At 53.9% G+C, this 15,651-nt stretch carries 10 protein-coding genes; 5 read left to right on the top strand and 5 right to left on the bottom strand.

Features of this window, described 5'->3' with window-relative positions:
- Positions 1 to 229: 229 nt before the first annotated feature.
- The 4 genes from nrdF to nrdH all read right to left on the bottom strand — a co-directional run bounded on the left by nrdF (position 230) and on the right by nrdH (position 4,236).
- Entirely contained in the window at positions 230 to 1,210 is a 981-nt protein-coding gene (gene nrdF, locus FB556_RS05965) for a class 1b ribonucleoside-diphosphate reductase subunit beta (protein ID WP_141865776.1), read from the bottom strand.
- 102 nt (positions 1,211 to 1,312) lie between these two features.
- Entirely contained in the window at positions 1,313 to 3,457 is a 2,145-nt protein-coding gene (gene nrdE, locus FB556_RS05960) for a class 1b ribonucleoside-diphosphate reductase subunit alpha (protein ID WP_141866516.1), read from the bottom strand.
- Entirely contained in the window at positions 3,457 to 3,948 is a 492-nt protein-coding gene (nrdI, locus tag FB556_RS05955) for a class Ib ribonucleoside-diphosphate reductase assembly flavoprotein NrdI (protein ID WP_141865774.1), read from the bottom strand. The genes nrdE and nrdI overlap by 1 nt, the downstream gene beginning before the upstream one ends.
- Before the next feature lie 36 nt (positions 3,949 to 3,984).
- Entirely contained in the window at positions 3,985 to 4,236 is a 252-nt protein-coding gene (gene nrdH, locus FB556_RS05950) for a glutaredoxin-like protein NrdH (RefSeq protein WP_141865771.1), read from the bottom strand.
- Positions 4,237 to 4,799: 563 nt separating this feature from the next.
- Between nrdH and FB556_RS05945 the strand changes: the two genes are divergently transcribed.
- The 4 genes from FB556_RS05945 (at position 4,800) to FB556_RS05930 (ending at position 10,304) form a co-directional block, all read left to right on the top strand.
- On the top strand, positions 4,800 to 6,314 hold the full coding sequence (locus FB556_RS05945) for a DUF1846 domain-containing protein (RefSeq protein WP_141865769.1): 1,515 nt from the start codon (positions 4,800 to 4,802) through the stop codon (positions 6,312 to 6,314).
- A 122-nt stretch (positions 6,315 to 6,436) separates the two neighbouring features.
- Positions 6,437 to 8,209 carry an ABC transporter ATP-binding protein gene (locus FB556_RS05940; RefSeq protein WP_141865767.1) on the top strand — a complete coding sequence of 591 codons (1,773 nt, stop codon included), beginning with the start codon at positions 6,437 to 6,439 and terminating at the stop codon, positions 8,207 to 8,209.
- Positions 8,206 to 10,029: an ABC transporter ATP-binding protein gene (locus FB556_RS05935; RefSeq protein WP_141865765.1), complete on the top strand. Its 1,824-nt coding sequence runs from the start codon at positions 8,206 to 8,208 to the stop codon at positions 10,027 to 10,029. The genes FB556_RS05940 and FB556_RS05935 overlap by 4 nt, the downstream gene beginning before the upstream one ends.
- A gap of 26 nt (positions 10,030 to 10,055) precedes the next feature.
- Positions 10,056 to 10,304, top strand: a complete 249-nt coding sequence (locus FB556_RS05930; RefSeq protein ID WP_141865763.1) for a hypothetical protein — start codon at positions 10,056 to 10,058, stop codon at positions 10,302 to 10,304.
- A 27-nt stretch (positions 10,305 to 10,331) separates the two neighbouring features.
- Here the strand turns inward: FB556_RS05930 and FB556_RS05925 are convergent, their stop codons facing one another.
- The gene (locus FB556_RS05925; RefSeq protein ID WP_141865761.1) at positions 10,332 to 13,874 is read right to left on the bottom strand and encodes a bifunctional proline dehydrogenase/L-glutamate gamma-semialdehyde dehydrogenase; all 3,543 of its coding nucleotides are present in this window, start codon (positions 13,872 to 13,874) and stop codon (positions 10,332 to 10,334) included.
- A 232-nt stretch (positions 13,875 to 14,106) separates the two neighbouring features.
- Between FB556_RS05925 and putP the strand changes: the two genes are divergently transcribed.
- The gene (gene putP / locus FB556_RS05920; RefSeq protein ID WP_141865759.1) at positions 14,107 to 15,615 is read left to right on the top strand and encodes a sodium/proline symporter PutP; all 1,509 of its coding nucleotides are present in this window, start codon (positions 14,107 to 14,109) and stop codon (positions 15,613 to 15,615) included.
- Positions 15,616 to 15,651 lie beyond the last annotated feature (36 nt).

Raw genomic sequence — 15,651 nt, 5'->3', positions numbered from 1 at the left:
TTCAATAGTAATATCTCTTTCTATCACTGCAACGACAGCGAGAATTCAACTGACCAACGATTTTTCACGCTGTTATGACACTACTGGAGCATCTGTTGCGCCATCGTAGATCCGCAATCAGCACTGAGTGTGCCGGTAAGTAACGGTTGTGAACCAGATTTAAACAGATGAGGGGTTACTGACGTTGTCAGTAACCCCTCGATGCTGAAACTTACTTTAACTCGGGATGCTAGAAGTCCCAGTCGTCGTCTTCGGTTTCTTCTTTAGCACCGATGACGTAAGACGAGCCAGAACCAGAAAAGAAGTCGTGGTTCTCGTCGGAGTTCGGGCTCAATGCGGCCAAGATGGCTGGGTTCACATCGGTAACGGAATCGGGGAACATAGACTCGTAGCCCATGTTCATAAGCGCTTTATTCGCGTTGTAGTGCAAGAATTTTTTGACATCTTCGGATAGACCTAGTGGATCATAAATGTCATGAGTGTATGCCACTTCGTTGTCGTAGAGATCCTGGAGTAGATCGAAGGCAAATTCCTTGAGCTCTACAGCGCGCTCTGGAGTTTCGTTTACCATGTTGCGCTGGTACTTATAACCGACATAGTAACCGTGGATTGCCTCATCCCGGATGATCAAACGGATCAGATCGGCAGTGTTGGTCAAACGTGCCTGGGAGGACAAGTACATTGGCCAGTAAAATCCAGAGTAAAACAAGAAAGACTCTAGGATGACCGAAGCGATTTTGCGCTTCTGCGGGTCGTCACCTTCGTAGTGCTTGATAATTTCGTGGGTCTTATACTGCAGGGTGTGTTCTTCACGAGTCCATCGGAAGATGTTGTCGATTGCTTCAGTGGAGGCCAGTGTTGAGAAGATTGACGAATAGGATTTCGCGTGGACAGCTTCCATGAACACAATGTTGGACAGCACGGCTTCTTCATGCAGAGTCAATGCATCTGGGAGCAGTGACACAGCACCAATGGTGCCTTGGATGGTGTCCAACAAGGTCAAACCTGCGAAGACTTTCATGGAGACTTCGCGTTCATCGTCGGTCATATTTGCCCATGATTGTAGGTCGTTGGACAAGGGGACTTTTTCGGGCAGCCAGAAGTTGGTGGTCAGGCGGTTCCATACTTCGAGGTCTTTGTCATCCTCGATGTGGTTCCAGTTAATAGCCTGATAGGTTGGAATACGCTGCGTTACTTCTTCAGGAGTCATGCGGGGTTTCTTTCTACGTTTAATTTGGGGCGCTGAAAGGTACATGCCAAAGTGTGCCGGTTGACGCGTCGTCGGTCAAACAGCACACTTTGGCATGTTGGTTTACAGCATGCAGGATACGCAGCCTTCGATTTCAGTTCCTTCAAGCGCCATTTGACGAACGCGGACGTAGTACAGGGTCTTGATACCTTTGGTCCAGGCGTATATCTGGGCCCTGTTGATGTCACGAGTGGTCGCGGTGTCTTTGAAGAACAGGGTCAACGATAGGCCCTGGTCTACGTGCTGAGTTGCCGCAGCATAGGTGTCGATGATCTTCTCATAACCAACTTCGTACGCGTCTTCGAAGTATTCGAGATTATCGTTGTTCAGATACGGGGCTGGGTAGTACACCCGACCCAGGCGACCTTCTTTACGAATCTCAATCTTCGAGGCAACCGGGTGAATCGACGAGGTTGAGTTATTGATGTATGAGATTGATCCCGTTGGCGGCACCGCCTGCAAGTTCTGGTTGTAGATACCGTGCTCCATGACAGAAGCCTTGAGTTCTTGCCAGTCCTGCTGAGTTGGGATCTGCACTCCGGCATCAGCAAAGAGCTGGGCAACCTTCTCGGTAGCTGGCTTCCATTCCTGATCCGTGTACTTATCGAAGTATTCACCCGATGCGTACTGAGAATCTGCGAATCCACCAAAGGTTTCTTCGCGCTCGATAGCGATCTTGTTGGATGCTCGCAGCGCATGGTAGACCACGGTGTAGAAATACATGTTGGTGAAATCGATGCCCTCTTCAGACCCGTAATGCACCCCTTCCCTTGCCAAGTAGCCGTGCAGGTTCATCTGCCCCAGACCGATGGCATGGGATTGTGAGTTGCCTTTAGCAATCGATGGCACCGAGGAAATATCGGATAGGTCTGATACGGCAGTCAACGCACGAACCGCTGTTTCAATCGAAGCACCAAAATCATCGGAATCCATGGTCTTAGCGATGTTCATCGAACCCAAGTTGCATGAGATGTCTTTGCCAACGTGGTCATAGGACAGGTCTGCGTTGTATGTCGATGGATCAGAGACCTGCAGAATCTCCGAGCACAGGTTCGACATCGAGATGCGACCCTTGATTGGATTAGCACGGTTCACGTGGTCTTCAAAAACGATGTACGGGTAACCCGACTCGAACTGTAACTCTGCAAGTGTTTGGAAGAAATCACGCGGTTTGATCTTGGTTTTTTTGATACGTGGATCATCAACCATCTCGTAGTACTTTTCAGTCACCGAGATTTCACTAAATGGCACACCGTAGACCCGTTCCACATCGTATGGACTGAACAGGTACATCGGTTCGTTCTTCTTAGCCAGTTCAAACGTGATGTCGGGGATGACGACACCAAGCGATAGCGTCTTGATACGAATCTTTTCGTCAGCGTTTTCGCGTTTGGTGTCCAAGAACGTCATGATGTCCGGGTGGTGTGCATTGAGATATGCAGCACCTGCACCTTGACGTGCTCCCAGCTGATTGGCGTAAGAGAAGGAATCCTCTAGCAGCTTCATCACAGGCACGACACCGGAAGACTGGTTTTCAATCTTCTTGATGGGGGCGCCCTGTTCACGCAGGTTGGTGAGGTTTAGTGCTACACCGCCACCGCGTTTGGATAGCTGGAGGGAAGAGTTAATGCCACGCGCGATAGATTCCATATTGTCTTCAACACGCAACAGGAAACATGAAACAAGTTCACCGCGTTGGGCTTTACCAGCGTTGAGGAACGTTGGAGTAGCTGGCTGGAAACGGCCCAGGATGATTTCATCCACCAGTCGTTTAGCCATGTCCTGGTCGCCACGCGCCAGATACAGGGCGTTCATGACCACACGGTCTTCGTAGCGTTCTAGGTAGCGTTCGCCGTCGAAGGTTTTCAGAGCGTACGAGGTATAAAACTTAAAGGCACCCAAGAATGAGGGGAAGCGAAACTTGTGTGCGTAGGCCTGATCGTAGAGAGCAAATACGAATTCTTCTGGATATTGCTCAAAGGTTTCTGGTTCGTAGTACTCGTTTTCGATCAGGTACTCGATCTGCTCGCGACGACTATGGAAGAACACGGTGTTCTTATTGACGTGCTGTAGGAAGTATTGACGTGCAGCAGCGTGATCAGCTTCGAACTGGATTTCGCCATTTGGACCATAGAGGTTCAAGATGGCGTTCAGTTCGTGGTATCCGAGGTTCTTCCATTCCTCAGGAAGCTTCTTAGCGGACTGAATTAGTTCTTCTTCAGTGAGTGTTGTTGCCAAAATGCATCCAATCCTTCACGAACTTTAGTCACATCCGTGGGAGTGCCCATCAGTTCGAATCTATACATAACAGGGACGTGTGTTTTTGCCGAGATAATGTCACCGGCTAAACAGTATGCGTCATAAAAATTTGTGTTCCCAGCAGCGATGACGCCTTGGATCAACTCTCTGTTGTTTTTGACATTCAGAAATTTGATGACCTGTTTAGGAACTACACCAGGTCCTTTGCCAGCACCGTAGGTTGGCAGCATTAAAACAAATGGTTCTAATGCATAAAGCGTAGGCTCGCGAGTAATGATCGGTAGTCGGGCTGTGTAGCCGTCTTCGAACCCCAACTTTTCAGCAAAGTTATGGGTATAACCAGATACCGAGGAGAAATAGATCAACTTCGCACGAGTTTCGACCATATCTTGCGATTCGGGCGATTTAACGAACGACCTATCCTGCACCTGGGCAGTCATTGAATCCCTACCTTAAAAACTTGGTGTGAAATCAGCTTATGCAACCGTAGATGCTGCAGCGCTGTTCACCTCCAGGCTGGCGATCTTATCTGGACGGAACCCTGACCAGTGATCAGAACCTGCCATGACCACCGGAGCCTGCATGTATCCCAAGGCGCGGACACGTTCTAAAGCGTCCAAGTCCTGCGACATGTCGATGACGTTGTATTCGACGCCTTTTTTATCCAATGCACGCACGGTTGCGTTGCACTGTACGCATGCTGGTTTGCTGTAAACAGTTACGGTCATGATCTCTCCCTTAAGTCGTTGCCTTCGTGCCGGTCTATGCCACTATCCTCAAGAAAACTGAGGGGCTCTCGGCTTTTCTATTGAATTCTTGGTGAACGCCTCATCGGGCTCAACCACTGACTTAATACTACATCTAGGGATCGACAACGCAAGGCATAACTAGATGTTGTGCTCACCCATTTATTATTCACCCACAGGGTTCTCCACAACCTTGTCGCGAGAATTCCACAAGTACCCCCATTGACACTTCGGCGCTCTGGTGCGGGATTAGTGCAACAACAGAAAAGTTCTCCACATTCCCACACCGCGCTACTCGCCCCTCGATCCACAGAAAAAGAATTTTTCAACACGGCGTGTTGCATCCCGAAATCACCAGTGATTGTGTTCCACAACCGTGACGACCACAACAAATTGTGGTGTACGGGATATTAAGAGAGTCTGTCAAGAGATGAGGGCTTGGTATCTAGGAAGCAAAATCTGCAGCTCTTCTTGGCGCTGTAGGACCCATAACTGGGATCTCGTCATGGTCCATGGAACAATAGTGTCTCGTGGACGCTGAGCATTTGACCCTAACATCATCATTTCGCCCAAACCTGGGTTTCGACTCGCAAAAATATATCACCCTGCAGTCGCAGTTTATTTCTCAGCGACGCCAGCAGCTTGGTAACAAGCTATATCTCGAAATGGGCGGCAAACTCTTTGATGATTTTCATGCCTCTCGCGTCTTACCGGGCTTTACTCCGAATAACAAAATCTCTATGCTCCAGCAGCTCAAAGATGAGTTAGAGATTATGATGGTACTCAACGCCAAGGACCTTGAGTACGAAAAAGTCCGGGCTGATCTCGGGATCACCTATCAAGATGAAGCCATGCGTCTGATTGACATTTTCCGTGAAGAAGGCTTCATGATCGAACACGTGGTCATTACACAACTGTCAGCGGATTATTCTAACGCCCTAGCATTTAGCGATCGCATGCAGCGCGCTGGGCTTCAAGTAACGCACCACTACCCCACCATTGGCTACCCCACCGATACTGAAACTATTATCTCGCCTGAGGGTTTTGGGCAGAACCAGCATGCCCACACCACTCGATCCTTAGTGGTGGTCACCGGGCCTGGCCCGGGCTCTGGCAAGCTTTCGGCTTCGATGTCCCAGATTTACCACGATTACCAACATGGTATCCGCTCCGGGTACGCCAAATTCGAAACTTTCCCGATCTGGAATCTGCCCCTACAACACCCGGTAAATCAGGCCTATGAAGCAGCCACCGCAGATCTCGATGACAACAACATCATCGACCCCTATCACCTTGCCGCTTACCAAGAACAGGCCGTAAGTTATAACCGTGATGTCGAAGCCTTTCCTTTGCTCAAGGCCATGTTAGAAAAACTCTACGGGGAATCTCCCTATCAGTCCCCCACAGACATGGGAGTCAACATGGCCGGTCACTGCATCAGCGATGATGCAGTGTGTGCCGAAGCCGCTCGACAAGAGGTCATCCGGCGCTGGTATAAGGCTCGCGTTGAAGAGCGCCGCGAAGATACCGCCGATCACACCGTCTCATCTCGCATCGAAGTCATTATGAAACGCATCGGTGTAACCAAAGAAGACCGTCCAGTGGTGACCCCTGCTGTGCGACTTGCAGAACGCACTGGGCAGCCGGCAAGCGCGGTGGAATTACCCGACGGCACCATTTTGACGGGCAAAACATCGGACCTGCTGGGATGTTCTGCGGCAATGTTGCTCAACGCGTTGAAATACATGGCAGGTATTGACGAAGATGTTCACCTCTTGCGTCCCCAGGCTATCGAACCCATCCAGACCCTGAAAACCCGACACCTGGGCTCGATCAACCCCCGGCTCCATACCGACGAAGTGCTCATTGCATTGTCGGTCTCGGCAGCCGAATCCGATGACGCGCGCAAAGCGATTGCTGAACTGCAGCATCTGCGAGGATGCGACGTCCACACCACCACGATTCTGGGCTCGGTCGATGAATCTATGTTCCGACAGCTGGGCATGCTGATCACCGCCGAGCCCATCTACTGGCGGAAATCTCTGTATCACCGCAGTTAGTCGGCCTACTGTCGGATCGCTGCTGTTTTCGCTTCGACAGGATCTGTTTAGTTCGTGAGCTTGAGAGCACTACTATAGGCGGGATAACGGTTCCAACGGTTCAGTCATAGGAGGCATGGTTCATGAAAGCAGCCATGGCACGCTTATGGCGGATCATTCAGCCCATCCGACCCCGTCTTTATATGGGGTTGATCGTCACGATTGCGGCGTCCATCGTGGGGCTCATGATCCCCCAGGTGCTCGAATTTCTGGTCAATAGCTTGGACACCTCCCCCACGGCAACGACCGTCTGGATTGCAGGTGGCGTGGTCATCGCCCTAGGGCTGGTGGAGGCGGTGTTGCTATGGTTGCGCCGTATTTTTGCTGTTGGCCCCTCAACGGAAACCGAGCGCCAAATGCGTGTTCGGTTTTATACCCGCATCCTTGATATGCCGGTGGCATTTCACAATGATTGGGGTTCCGGCCAGTTACTGTCCCGTTCCCAGCAGGACGTGACACAGATCCGCCGCTGGATTGCGTTTGGCATGATCATGACGGTCTCTTCGGCCGCCACCGTGCTGGTGGGGATCTTTATGATGTCACGGTCCTCGATACTGCTAGCGAGCATCTTTCTGGTCATCGTTATACCTATTGTGGTGCTAACGTACCGGTTCCAGCGTGATTACTCGGTCCTGACACGTCGCTCTCAGGATCTCAACGGTGAAATCTCTACGACGGTAGAGCAGTCTGTCCAAGGTATCCGGGTACTCAAAGCGTTTGGACGCAGCAAGCAAGCACTGTCAAATTTCGATACCGATGCGGTCTCGCTCCGGAATAATGAAATTCGTAAAGCCACCACCCTGGCCAGGTTTGACATGTTCATGCTGGCACTACCCGAGACGATGCTTGGGATCTGCTTACTCCTCGGGCTCCTGCAGGTCAATGCTGGCGCCATGAACGTCGGTGAATTGGCCAGTTTCTTCGCCACAGCCACGCTGGTCGTCGGTCCCACCAGGATGTTGGGCATGCTCTTTGGCCAGGCAGTCCAGACCACCACCGCCTTGGAACGGTATTTCGAAGTTATGGATACCGAAAATACGATTGTTTCTCCGAAAAACTCGGCTGGGGTGGACTTTGATAACGCAACCGGGGAACTGGTCATGGAAGACGTGCACTTTCGCTTTCATGATGCGCCAGAGGACACACCGGACTTATTCCGTGGCGTGAACCTGCATATTCGTCCCGGTGAAACTCTGGCGTTGGTCGGTGTGACAGGCAATGGAAAATCGACGCTGTTGCAATTGGTGCCACGTATTTTTGACATCACCGGGGGTCGCATCGCAATAGATGGCGTCTCCGTGCACGATATGGACCTGGATGATCTCCGTCGTCTCACGGCCTTTGCATTCGAAGATACGACACTGTTTTCTTTCTCAGTGCGAGAGAACGTGCTTCTTGGGGTTGATCCAGCCCTTCCGGAGGACGTTCAAGAAGACATTGCTTGGGAAGCCCTGCACGCCGCGGATGCAGGTTTTGTTGCCGGCCTGGCCCAGGGGCTCGATACGCATATCGGTGAACAAGGTTTCTCGTTGTCCGGAGGCCAGCGACAACGCATCGCTTTAGCCCGGGCGATTGCCTCGCGTCCAGCGCTGCTACTGCTGGATGATCCGCTGTCGGCGCTGGATACTAAAACCGAAGAACGAGTCATCGCCCAGCTGCGCGAAGTACTAGATAACACGACCACCTTTATCATCGCGCATCGGTCCTCGACCGTTGCCCTGGCAGATCGAGTCGCGCTACTGGACGACGGGAAAATCGTAGCGGTTGGAACCCACCAGGAATTACTCCGAACCTCAGCTCGGTACCGCTATATTATGGCCAGTCAGACTGAAGATGCCTGGGAGGTGCAATCATGAGCGGTTCTGGACGTGCACGGGGTACAGGGGCAGCAGACTACCAGCGGATGACGCGCGCTGAACGGCGGGCCTCGCTTCGGCTGCTGGGTACGTTACTGCAACCGTATCGATGGCAGCTCGCAGGTCTTTCGATAGTTGTCGTCATTGCCCAATTGGCATCAGTGGCCGGTCCGGCGATCATTGCCTGGGGTATCGATAACGGCATCCCAGCCCTACTCGAGGGCAACGCCACCCCGGCGGTGGCAGCTTCAGTCGCCCAGATCGTGGCTGCTTTGGTAGCCGGCGGGCTGATGTATGTGTTCATCCGCTGGAATATGACACTTGGTCAGACCATGCTGTATGGATTACGACGACGACTGTTTTTGCATAGCCAGCGGCTCGACATGAAGTTTCACGAATCCTATGCCTCCGGACGCACCGTCGCCCGCCAGACCTCCGATATGGATGCGCTGGCCCAGCTGTTGAACTCGGGGCTAGACATTATGGTCGGATCCGTACTGCAAATGGTCTTTACCATGGTGCTGATTCTGACCATGGATCTGCCCTCCGGTGTGGTCATGGCCGGTCTGTTGGTGCCCGCCACGATGCTCACCGTGTGGTTCCAGAAGCGGTCTTCGGTAATCTACCGCCAGATCCAGACGAACTCCGCCCGCCTGATCTCGCATTTCGTCGAAACCGTCTCGGGCATTCGTGCAGTGAAAACGTACCGCCGCCAGCAGGCAAATGGCGAACGCTACGAGCAGCTTGCTGAAGATCACCGGCAGTCCGCGTTGCGCTCGATTCAGCTGTTTGGCATTTATCAACCAACCTTGCGCTGGCTCTCCTCCATCACCATCGCCGCGGTGTTGATGGTTGGTGGTTTCCGCGTGCTCGGAGGCGAGCTGCAGGTTGGTGTGCTCATTGCGCTGGTCCTCTACGCCCGCCGCTTCTTCCAACCGATCGACGAAATAGCGAACTTCTACAACACATTTCAGTCAGCGGTGGCCGCACTGGAAAAGATCTCTGGCCTTCTGGCAGAAAAACCCTCGGTCACGAATCCCCAGGAACCAGTCGCATTAGAAAAAGCATCCGGAGAGATCGAATTCCACGACGTCTCGTTCCGGTATCACGATGATCTCCCCTTGGCGCTCCAGCCGACCTCGCTGCACGTCCCGGCGGGACAAACCGTTGCTATCGTCGGCTCAACGGGTGCGGGCAAGTCGACCATCGCGAAGCTCATGGCCCGGTTTTACGACCCCAGCAATGGGACCATTACCCTGGACGGCGTCAATCTCAAAGACCTCGACATGGAAACCCTGACCCAACACATTGTGATGGTAACCCAGGAGTCGTATTTGTTTTCGGGTTCAGTAGCACAGAACATTGCGATCGGTAATCCTGCAGCATCTCGAGAAGAGATCCGAGCAGCTGCAGCAATTATCGGTGCTGATACCTTTATCGACAAGCTCCCAGAGGGATTTGATACCGATGTGCGAGCCAAAGGTGGTCGCATGTCTGCTGGTCAACGTCAGCTAGTCTCCTTTGCTCGGGCCTTTCTAGCCGATCCAACGGTCTTGATCCTGGATGAGGCGACGTCGTCACTTGATGCACCAACCGAAGCCCTCGTCCAAGAAGGCCTCAAAGAACTGCTTGGAGAGCGCACGTCATTTATTATCGCTCACCGCCTCTCAACGGTGATGATTGCCGATCGAGTCTTGGTTGTCGAAGGCGGACAAATTGTTGAAGACGGCACGCCCGAAGAACTCATTGAAGCCGGTGGGCAATTTGCACAACTGCATCAAGCTTGGCAGGATTCCCTCAGCGACGCTGAACAGCAGTGATCCCAACACGTCAGGAGGACAACAATATGCATGGCAAGATGAAAGCCGCTCTGGTCGGTGGGATGGTGGGTGCCATTGTTGTTGTCGTCGTGGAACTCTTAGCGGTGCTCATCAACAACGAAACATTTTTCGGATCAGAGCGATCATGGCTCATGTTGCTGTTTGCCGTCGTCTTGTTTTCCTGGAGTCAAATGCGGGCATATGACCGCAAGCAAACCGACGCCTCGACGCGCCATGACACTCCAAAAAAACCCGATGATCGACAGCGTTTTTGACCGTAGCTTGAAGTTCTTTGGCAGCGATTAACCGAAATGTATCTCTCCGAGAGCTTGCTGCGGTAGATCGTTGATGGTGCCAAATCGGTGAGCTGTCATCGTCACCGACTGTTCCCGAAGAAACGGCAGCATCTCTAATCGGCCCGCCGAAGTGACCGGCTGCCGGTATACGGCAACTTCTGGGGTCTGAACTGTAACTTTGATCGTGGCCGCTGTCTCGTCATCACCAATGAGCCGAATGCGCTGAGATCCTTTCGTTGGGTCTGCCTGGGCCAAACTCCGAGCGCGTTCCAACCACGACGTCGTATCTTCAAAGACGACGCGCACATTCGTCGCGTTGAATGCTTTGGTGAGGGCTTCGGGAGTGTGGGAGGGCAAAGAGAGTATATTCATCGGCAACGCCCCGGTGCCCTTACCGGTGGCAACAGCGCGTTGAGCGCGAATGCCGGCATATCCGACCCGGAGCGCTTGGGCGAGGGCCTTCGAGTCGGTGTCTGTGACCCGTATGGTGACCGGCACCGGACGGTATCGCAGAATGTTTACTTCGACTTGCAGATTCGAAATGTCGTGCTGGCCGGTATAGGTCTCCACAGCTGTGGCGTCATGGGCAACAGCCTGGGTCAACCACCTGGCATCAACCGCATCCAGTACTGAACTGGTGGTCTTTCTGAGGTGTGCAGCCAGATCGTCCTGGATCGTTGGTACCGTAGCTGCAGCATCGGCCCAATCTGTCAGGGCCAACAGGTAGTTTGGTCCGCCGGCTTTCGCCCCGGGACCAATAGATGAACGCTTCCACCCGCCAAAGGGTTGGCGCCGGACGATTGCGCCGGTAATCCCGCGGTTGATGTAGAGGTTTCCTGCCACGACCTGGTCGGTCCACAACGCAATTTCCTCCGGGTCAAGGGAATGAATGCCTGAGGTCAGCCCATACGGAACCGCATTGACATAGTCGATGGCCGCCTGCAGGGTTGGGGCCGCCATCACGCCCAGGACCGGGCCAAAATACTCGGTCATATGGTACTCGGAACCCGGTTGAATACCTGACCGGATGCCCGGCGAATACAGTCGGCCGGTGTCATCCAGAAGCTTGGGTTGCAGGTGCCAGCGCTGGCCGTTTTCTAGCTTGGTCAACCCCCGTGTCAGTTTCTCACCGGGCGGTTCAATAACCGGACCCATCTGCGCTTGCGGGTTTGTGGGGTAATCAACGATAAGGGAATTCACTGCATCTAACAGTTGTCGGTGGAAACGTTTACTGCGAGCAGTTTGGCCGACCAGGATCACCAGGGAGGCTGCCGAGCATTTTTGGCCAGCGTGGCTGAAGGCAGAATTCACGACGTCGGCCACGGCCAAATCGAGGTCGGCCGAAGGCGTGACGATGATCGCGTTTTTGCCCGAGGTTTCGCCAAACAGCGGCATCTCTGGACGCAGCTCGGTAAACAGCTTGGCCGTTTCGTATCCCCCGGTCAGGATCACTCGTTCGGCCCGGGTATCGGTCACTAGATTCGAGCCAACCGAATGTTCGTCAGCAATCACATACGTGACGATTTCATGCGGTAGGTCGAACTCATCGAGAGCATCCCAGATGGCTTGGACGATGACGGCGACAGTGCGCTGGGCTTGTGGCGCGGGCTTGACGATCACCGGGGACCCGGCAGCCAGTGCAGAGGTGATTGACCCGGTGGGGATGGCCATCGGAAAATTCCAGGGCGGTGTTACCACGGTCAAACCCACCGGATGTGGCGTCGCCCCAATGATGTTCACTAGTTCCAGGCACTGTTGACCGTAATAGCGGGCAAAGTCGATCCCTTCGGATACTTCAGGGTCGGCCCGATCGATGGTCTTACCAGTCTCTGAGCCCATCACCTCAATGAGTCGAGCCCGATTTTTTGCCAGATGATCGCCGATGCGAATCAGGACTTGGCTTCGGGTCTGTAGTGGCAGATCCTGCCAGGTTGCACCAGCTTTTGTGGCTGAGGTGATGACGTCGTTGAGTTGTTTCTGGCTGGTGACCTCGTGTGAGGCCACCAGGTCTTCGCCCAACTTGGAATCAGCCATTCGATTTAGGATGGCTCGACCCCACGCACGGTTTTGTGGCAAGTCAGGATCGGTATCCACCGCGTTAGCAAATTCCGGTGGTGACGCCTGGGAGTAGTCTTCTATGGCACGGTTTTGTTGTCTACGGGGTTTCGGAATCAGGTTCGCTTCGATTTCTAACTGAGCAAGTGAGGCCCGGAATCGCTCTGCCTCGCGATCGAATAGCTCAGGATCGCCGAGTTCATAGACCGCCGACATGAAGTTGTCTTGCGAGGCGCCTTCTTCTAGCCGTCGAACAAGATACGAGATCGCAACATCGAATTCGTCTGGATGGACCACGGGGGTGTACAACAGCAATCGCCCCACATCGGCGCGGACGGCCTCGGCCTGAGCGGTCGCCATACCCAGCAGCATCTCGAAATCCACCGGGCCGTTGATTTCAATACCGCGATGTTGCATCAGGAGATAGGCCAAGGCGATATCAAATAGGTTATGCCCGGCAACGCCGATTCCTACATTCGCCAAGCGTTGCGGGGTGAGCGCATAATTCAGTATCCGCTTGTAGTTGGTGTCGGTATCCTGTTTGGTTGGCCAGACGGTTTGGGGCCAGTCATGCATGGCCGCCTGGACCTTTTCCATCGGCAAGTTCGCGCCCTTGACCACCCGGACTTTAATGGGCGCCTCGCCGTGTGCCACCCGTTGTGCGGCAAATTCCTGCAGATCCACCATGGCCTGATAGGCATCTGGCAGGTAGGCCTGCAAGACGATGCCGGACGAAAAGTGCTGGAACTCGGGTTCTGAAATGAGCCGTCGAAACACATCCAGGGTGAGCTCGAGGTCTTTATATTCCTCCATGTCCAAGTTGATGAACGTCACCGGAACAGAGTTCATTGCAGCTCGGTAGAGCGGACGCAACTGGCCAACAATGTTCTCTACGGCTTCGTTATAGGCCCAGTGGTTATGCGGTGCCACCGTGGCGGAAACTTTGACCGAGACGTAGTCGACGTCTGTTCGTTGAATCAGCTCAAGTGTGGCGGCAAGGCGGTTCTCTGCCTCGTTCTGCCCCAGGATGGCCTCACCAAGCAAATTAATATTGAGGCTGATCCCGTCGGTGCGTAGGCGTTTGATAGCCCGGCCAAGATGCGGGTCGCGAGCATCGATCACGAGGTGGCCAACCAGTGAACGAAGTGCTGACTGTGCAGTCGGTACGATCGCATCGGGCGCGATACGAGCAAGTTTGCCCCCGGCCTTGACTGCGGTTTGCAGATACCACGGTAAGAAATCTGGCACATTTTGCGCGATACCTGCTAGTGCCTGTCCTGCTGTCGCGTTGTCTTCTGGTCGGATCACGCGATCTACAAAGCCCACGGTGAATCCTAAACCGTGGGGGTCTTTGAGGACTCCGGCCAGCTGCTGTGCCGAGGCATCAGGTGTGATATTGGTGGCCCGCGCCAACCAGGTGCGAACCTGCTGGATCGCTTGGTCATCCAGCTGCCAGGGTGCGATATCCGAAGTGTGCTGCGAGGTGGTGGGCATGAGACTCCCGTCGGTGGCTCCCAAACTTGAGTTGCCACACAGCATACGCCGGAGCTTCGATTTGAGGATAGCAACGACTGGCGAGACACCGGTTTTCTAAAGGCGCCAGCCGAGCAGAAGAGTAGTCCCCTCGAGCGTTCTGCAGCAGTGGGTGAGGCTGCTGACCGGCGACGACCTTGCCGTAGGTGGCAAAAAGTTGTCGATTAAGTATCGATGGCGAATAATGTTTGCTATGAGTGAAGAACACGCCTATCAGCTGGCTGCCATTGTTGTGTACCTGATCGGAATGCTGGTTATCGGCTATTACGCGTATCGACGGACCAAGACCGGTCGCGATTTTTTGTTGGCTGGACGAGACTTATCACCTCGAGTAGCCGCGCTCTCCGCAGGTGCCTCCGATATGTCAGGTTGGCTGTTGATGGGCTTGCCCGGTGCACTCTATGCCACTGGATTGATCGAAGCGTGGATTGCCATCGGGCTTACCCTGGGGACCTGGATGAACTGGATGATCGTCGCTCCCCGACTGCGGGTCTACTCCGAAATTACCCGCGATTCGATTACCATGCCGGCTTTCTTTGAGCTGCGCTTCCGGGACCGCACGCGTCTGCTGCGTTCCGTCTCCGCCGTCATTATTCTGGTCTTCTTCGTTTTCTATGTCGCATCGATGATGGTCGCATCCGGGGCGTTCTTTGAATCTTCATTTGGTTGGAATTATCTGACCGGCGTTTTCGTCGTCGGTGGGGTCACTTTGGTCTACACCGCGTTCGGTGGGTTTCTGGGGGCATCACTGACCGATGTGGCACAAGGTCTGTTGATGCTGGCGGCTTTGGTATCGGTTCCCATTATCGCCACGGTCCAACTGGGTGGACCCGGTCGGGTCATGAGCCTCATTGATGAAGCTGATGCCCAAGCAGGCCTCGATCACCTGTCCTTCACCGGTGGTGGGTGGTCTGGCGCTTCAATGCTGGTCGTCATTTCTGGTCTAGCGTGGGGTTTGGGATACTTCGGGCAACCACACATCCTGGCCCGCTTCTTTGCCATTCGAAGCCATGCCGCAATCACAACTGCTCGTCGTATCGGGACCGGTTGGGTCATCCTCTGTATGGGTGGCGCTGTGTTGACCGGTCTGATTGGCGTGGCGTGGTTCCATGATGCCGGGCAGCCACTGAACAATCCCGAGACGGTGTTCCTCCTGCTGTCGCAGACCCTCTTTCATCCCTTTGTGGCTGGGCTGGTATTGGCTGCTGTGTTGGCGGCGATTATGTCGACAATGTCCTCCCAGCTGCTGGTTTCCGCTTCGGCGCTGGTCGAAGATATTTACGGATTGTTCAAGCACAACCCGGGTGAGAAGCAACAGTTGTGGCTGGGGCGTATCGCGGTAGTGGTTGTCACTATCATTGCGATTCTCATCGCCCAGGACCCGGATTCCACCGTATTAGACCTCGTTGGGTTTGCCTGGGCCGGATTCGGTGCCGCGTTCGGACCGATGATTTTGATGGCCCTGTACTGGAAACGCGTCACGGGTATGGGAGCGCTGGCCGGCATGGTTGCTGGCGCGGTGGTGTCCTATGTGTGGGGTACCGTTCCGGCCATCAAGGAGGCTATTGACCTCTACGAGATTGTTCCTGGAGTTATCGCCCACTTCGTGGTCGCGGCCATTGTGTCATTGTTGACGACAAAGCCCGGCCCAGAGGTTGCCTCAGAGTTTGAACAAATGCGAGAAACTGTCTCATCAAAATAATCTGCCACAAGCCTGGATACTGGTTGGCAGCGACTT

The sequence above is a fragment of the Enteractinococcus coprophilus genome, assembly GCF_006716305.1.
Taxonomy (GTDB): domain Bacteria; phylum Actinomycetota; class Actinomycetes; order Actinomycetales; family Micrococcaceae; genus Yaniella; species Yaniella coprophila.
This window is presented reverse-complemented; position numbering and strand designations above follow the sequence as displayed.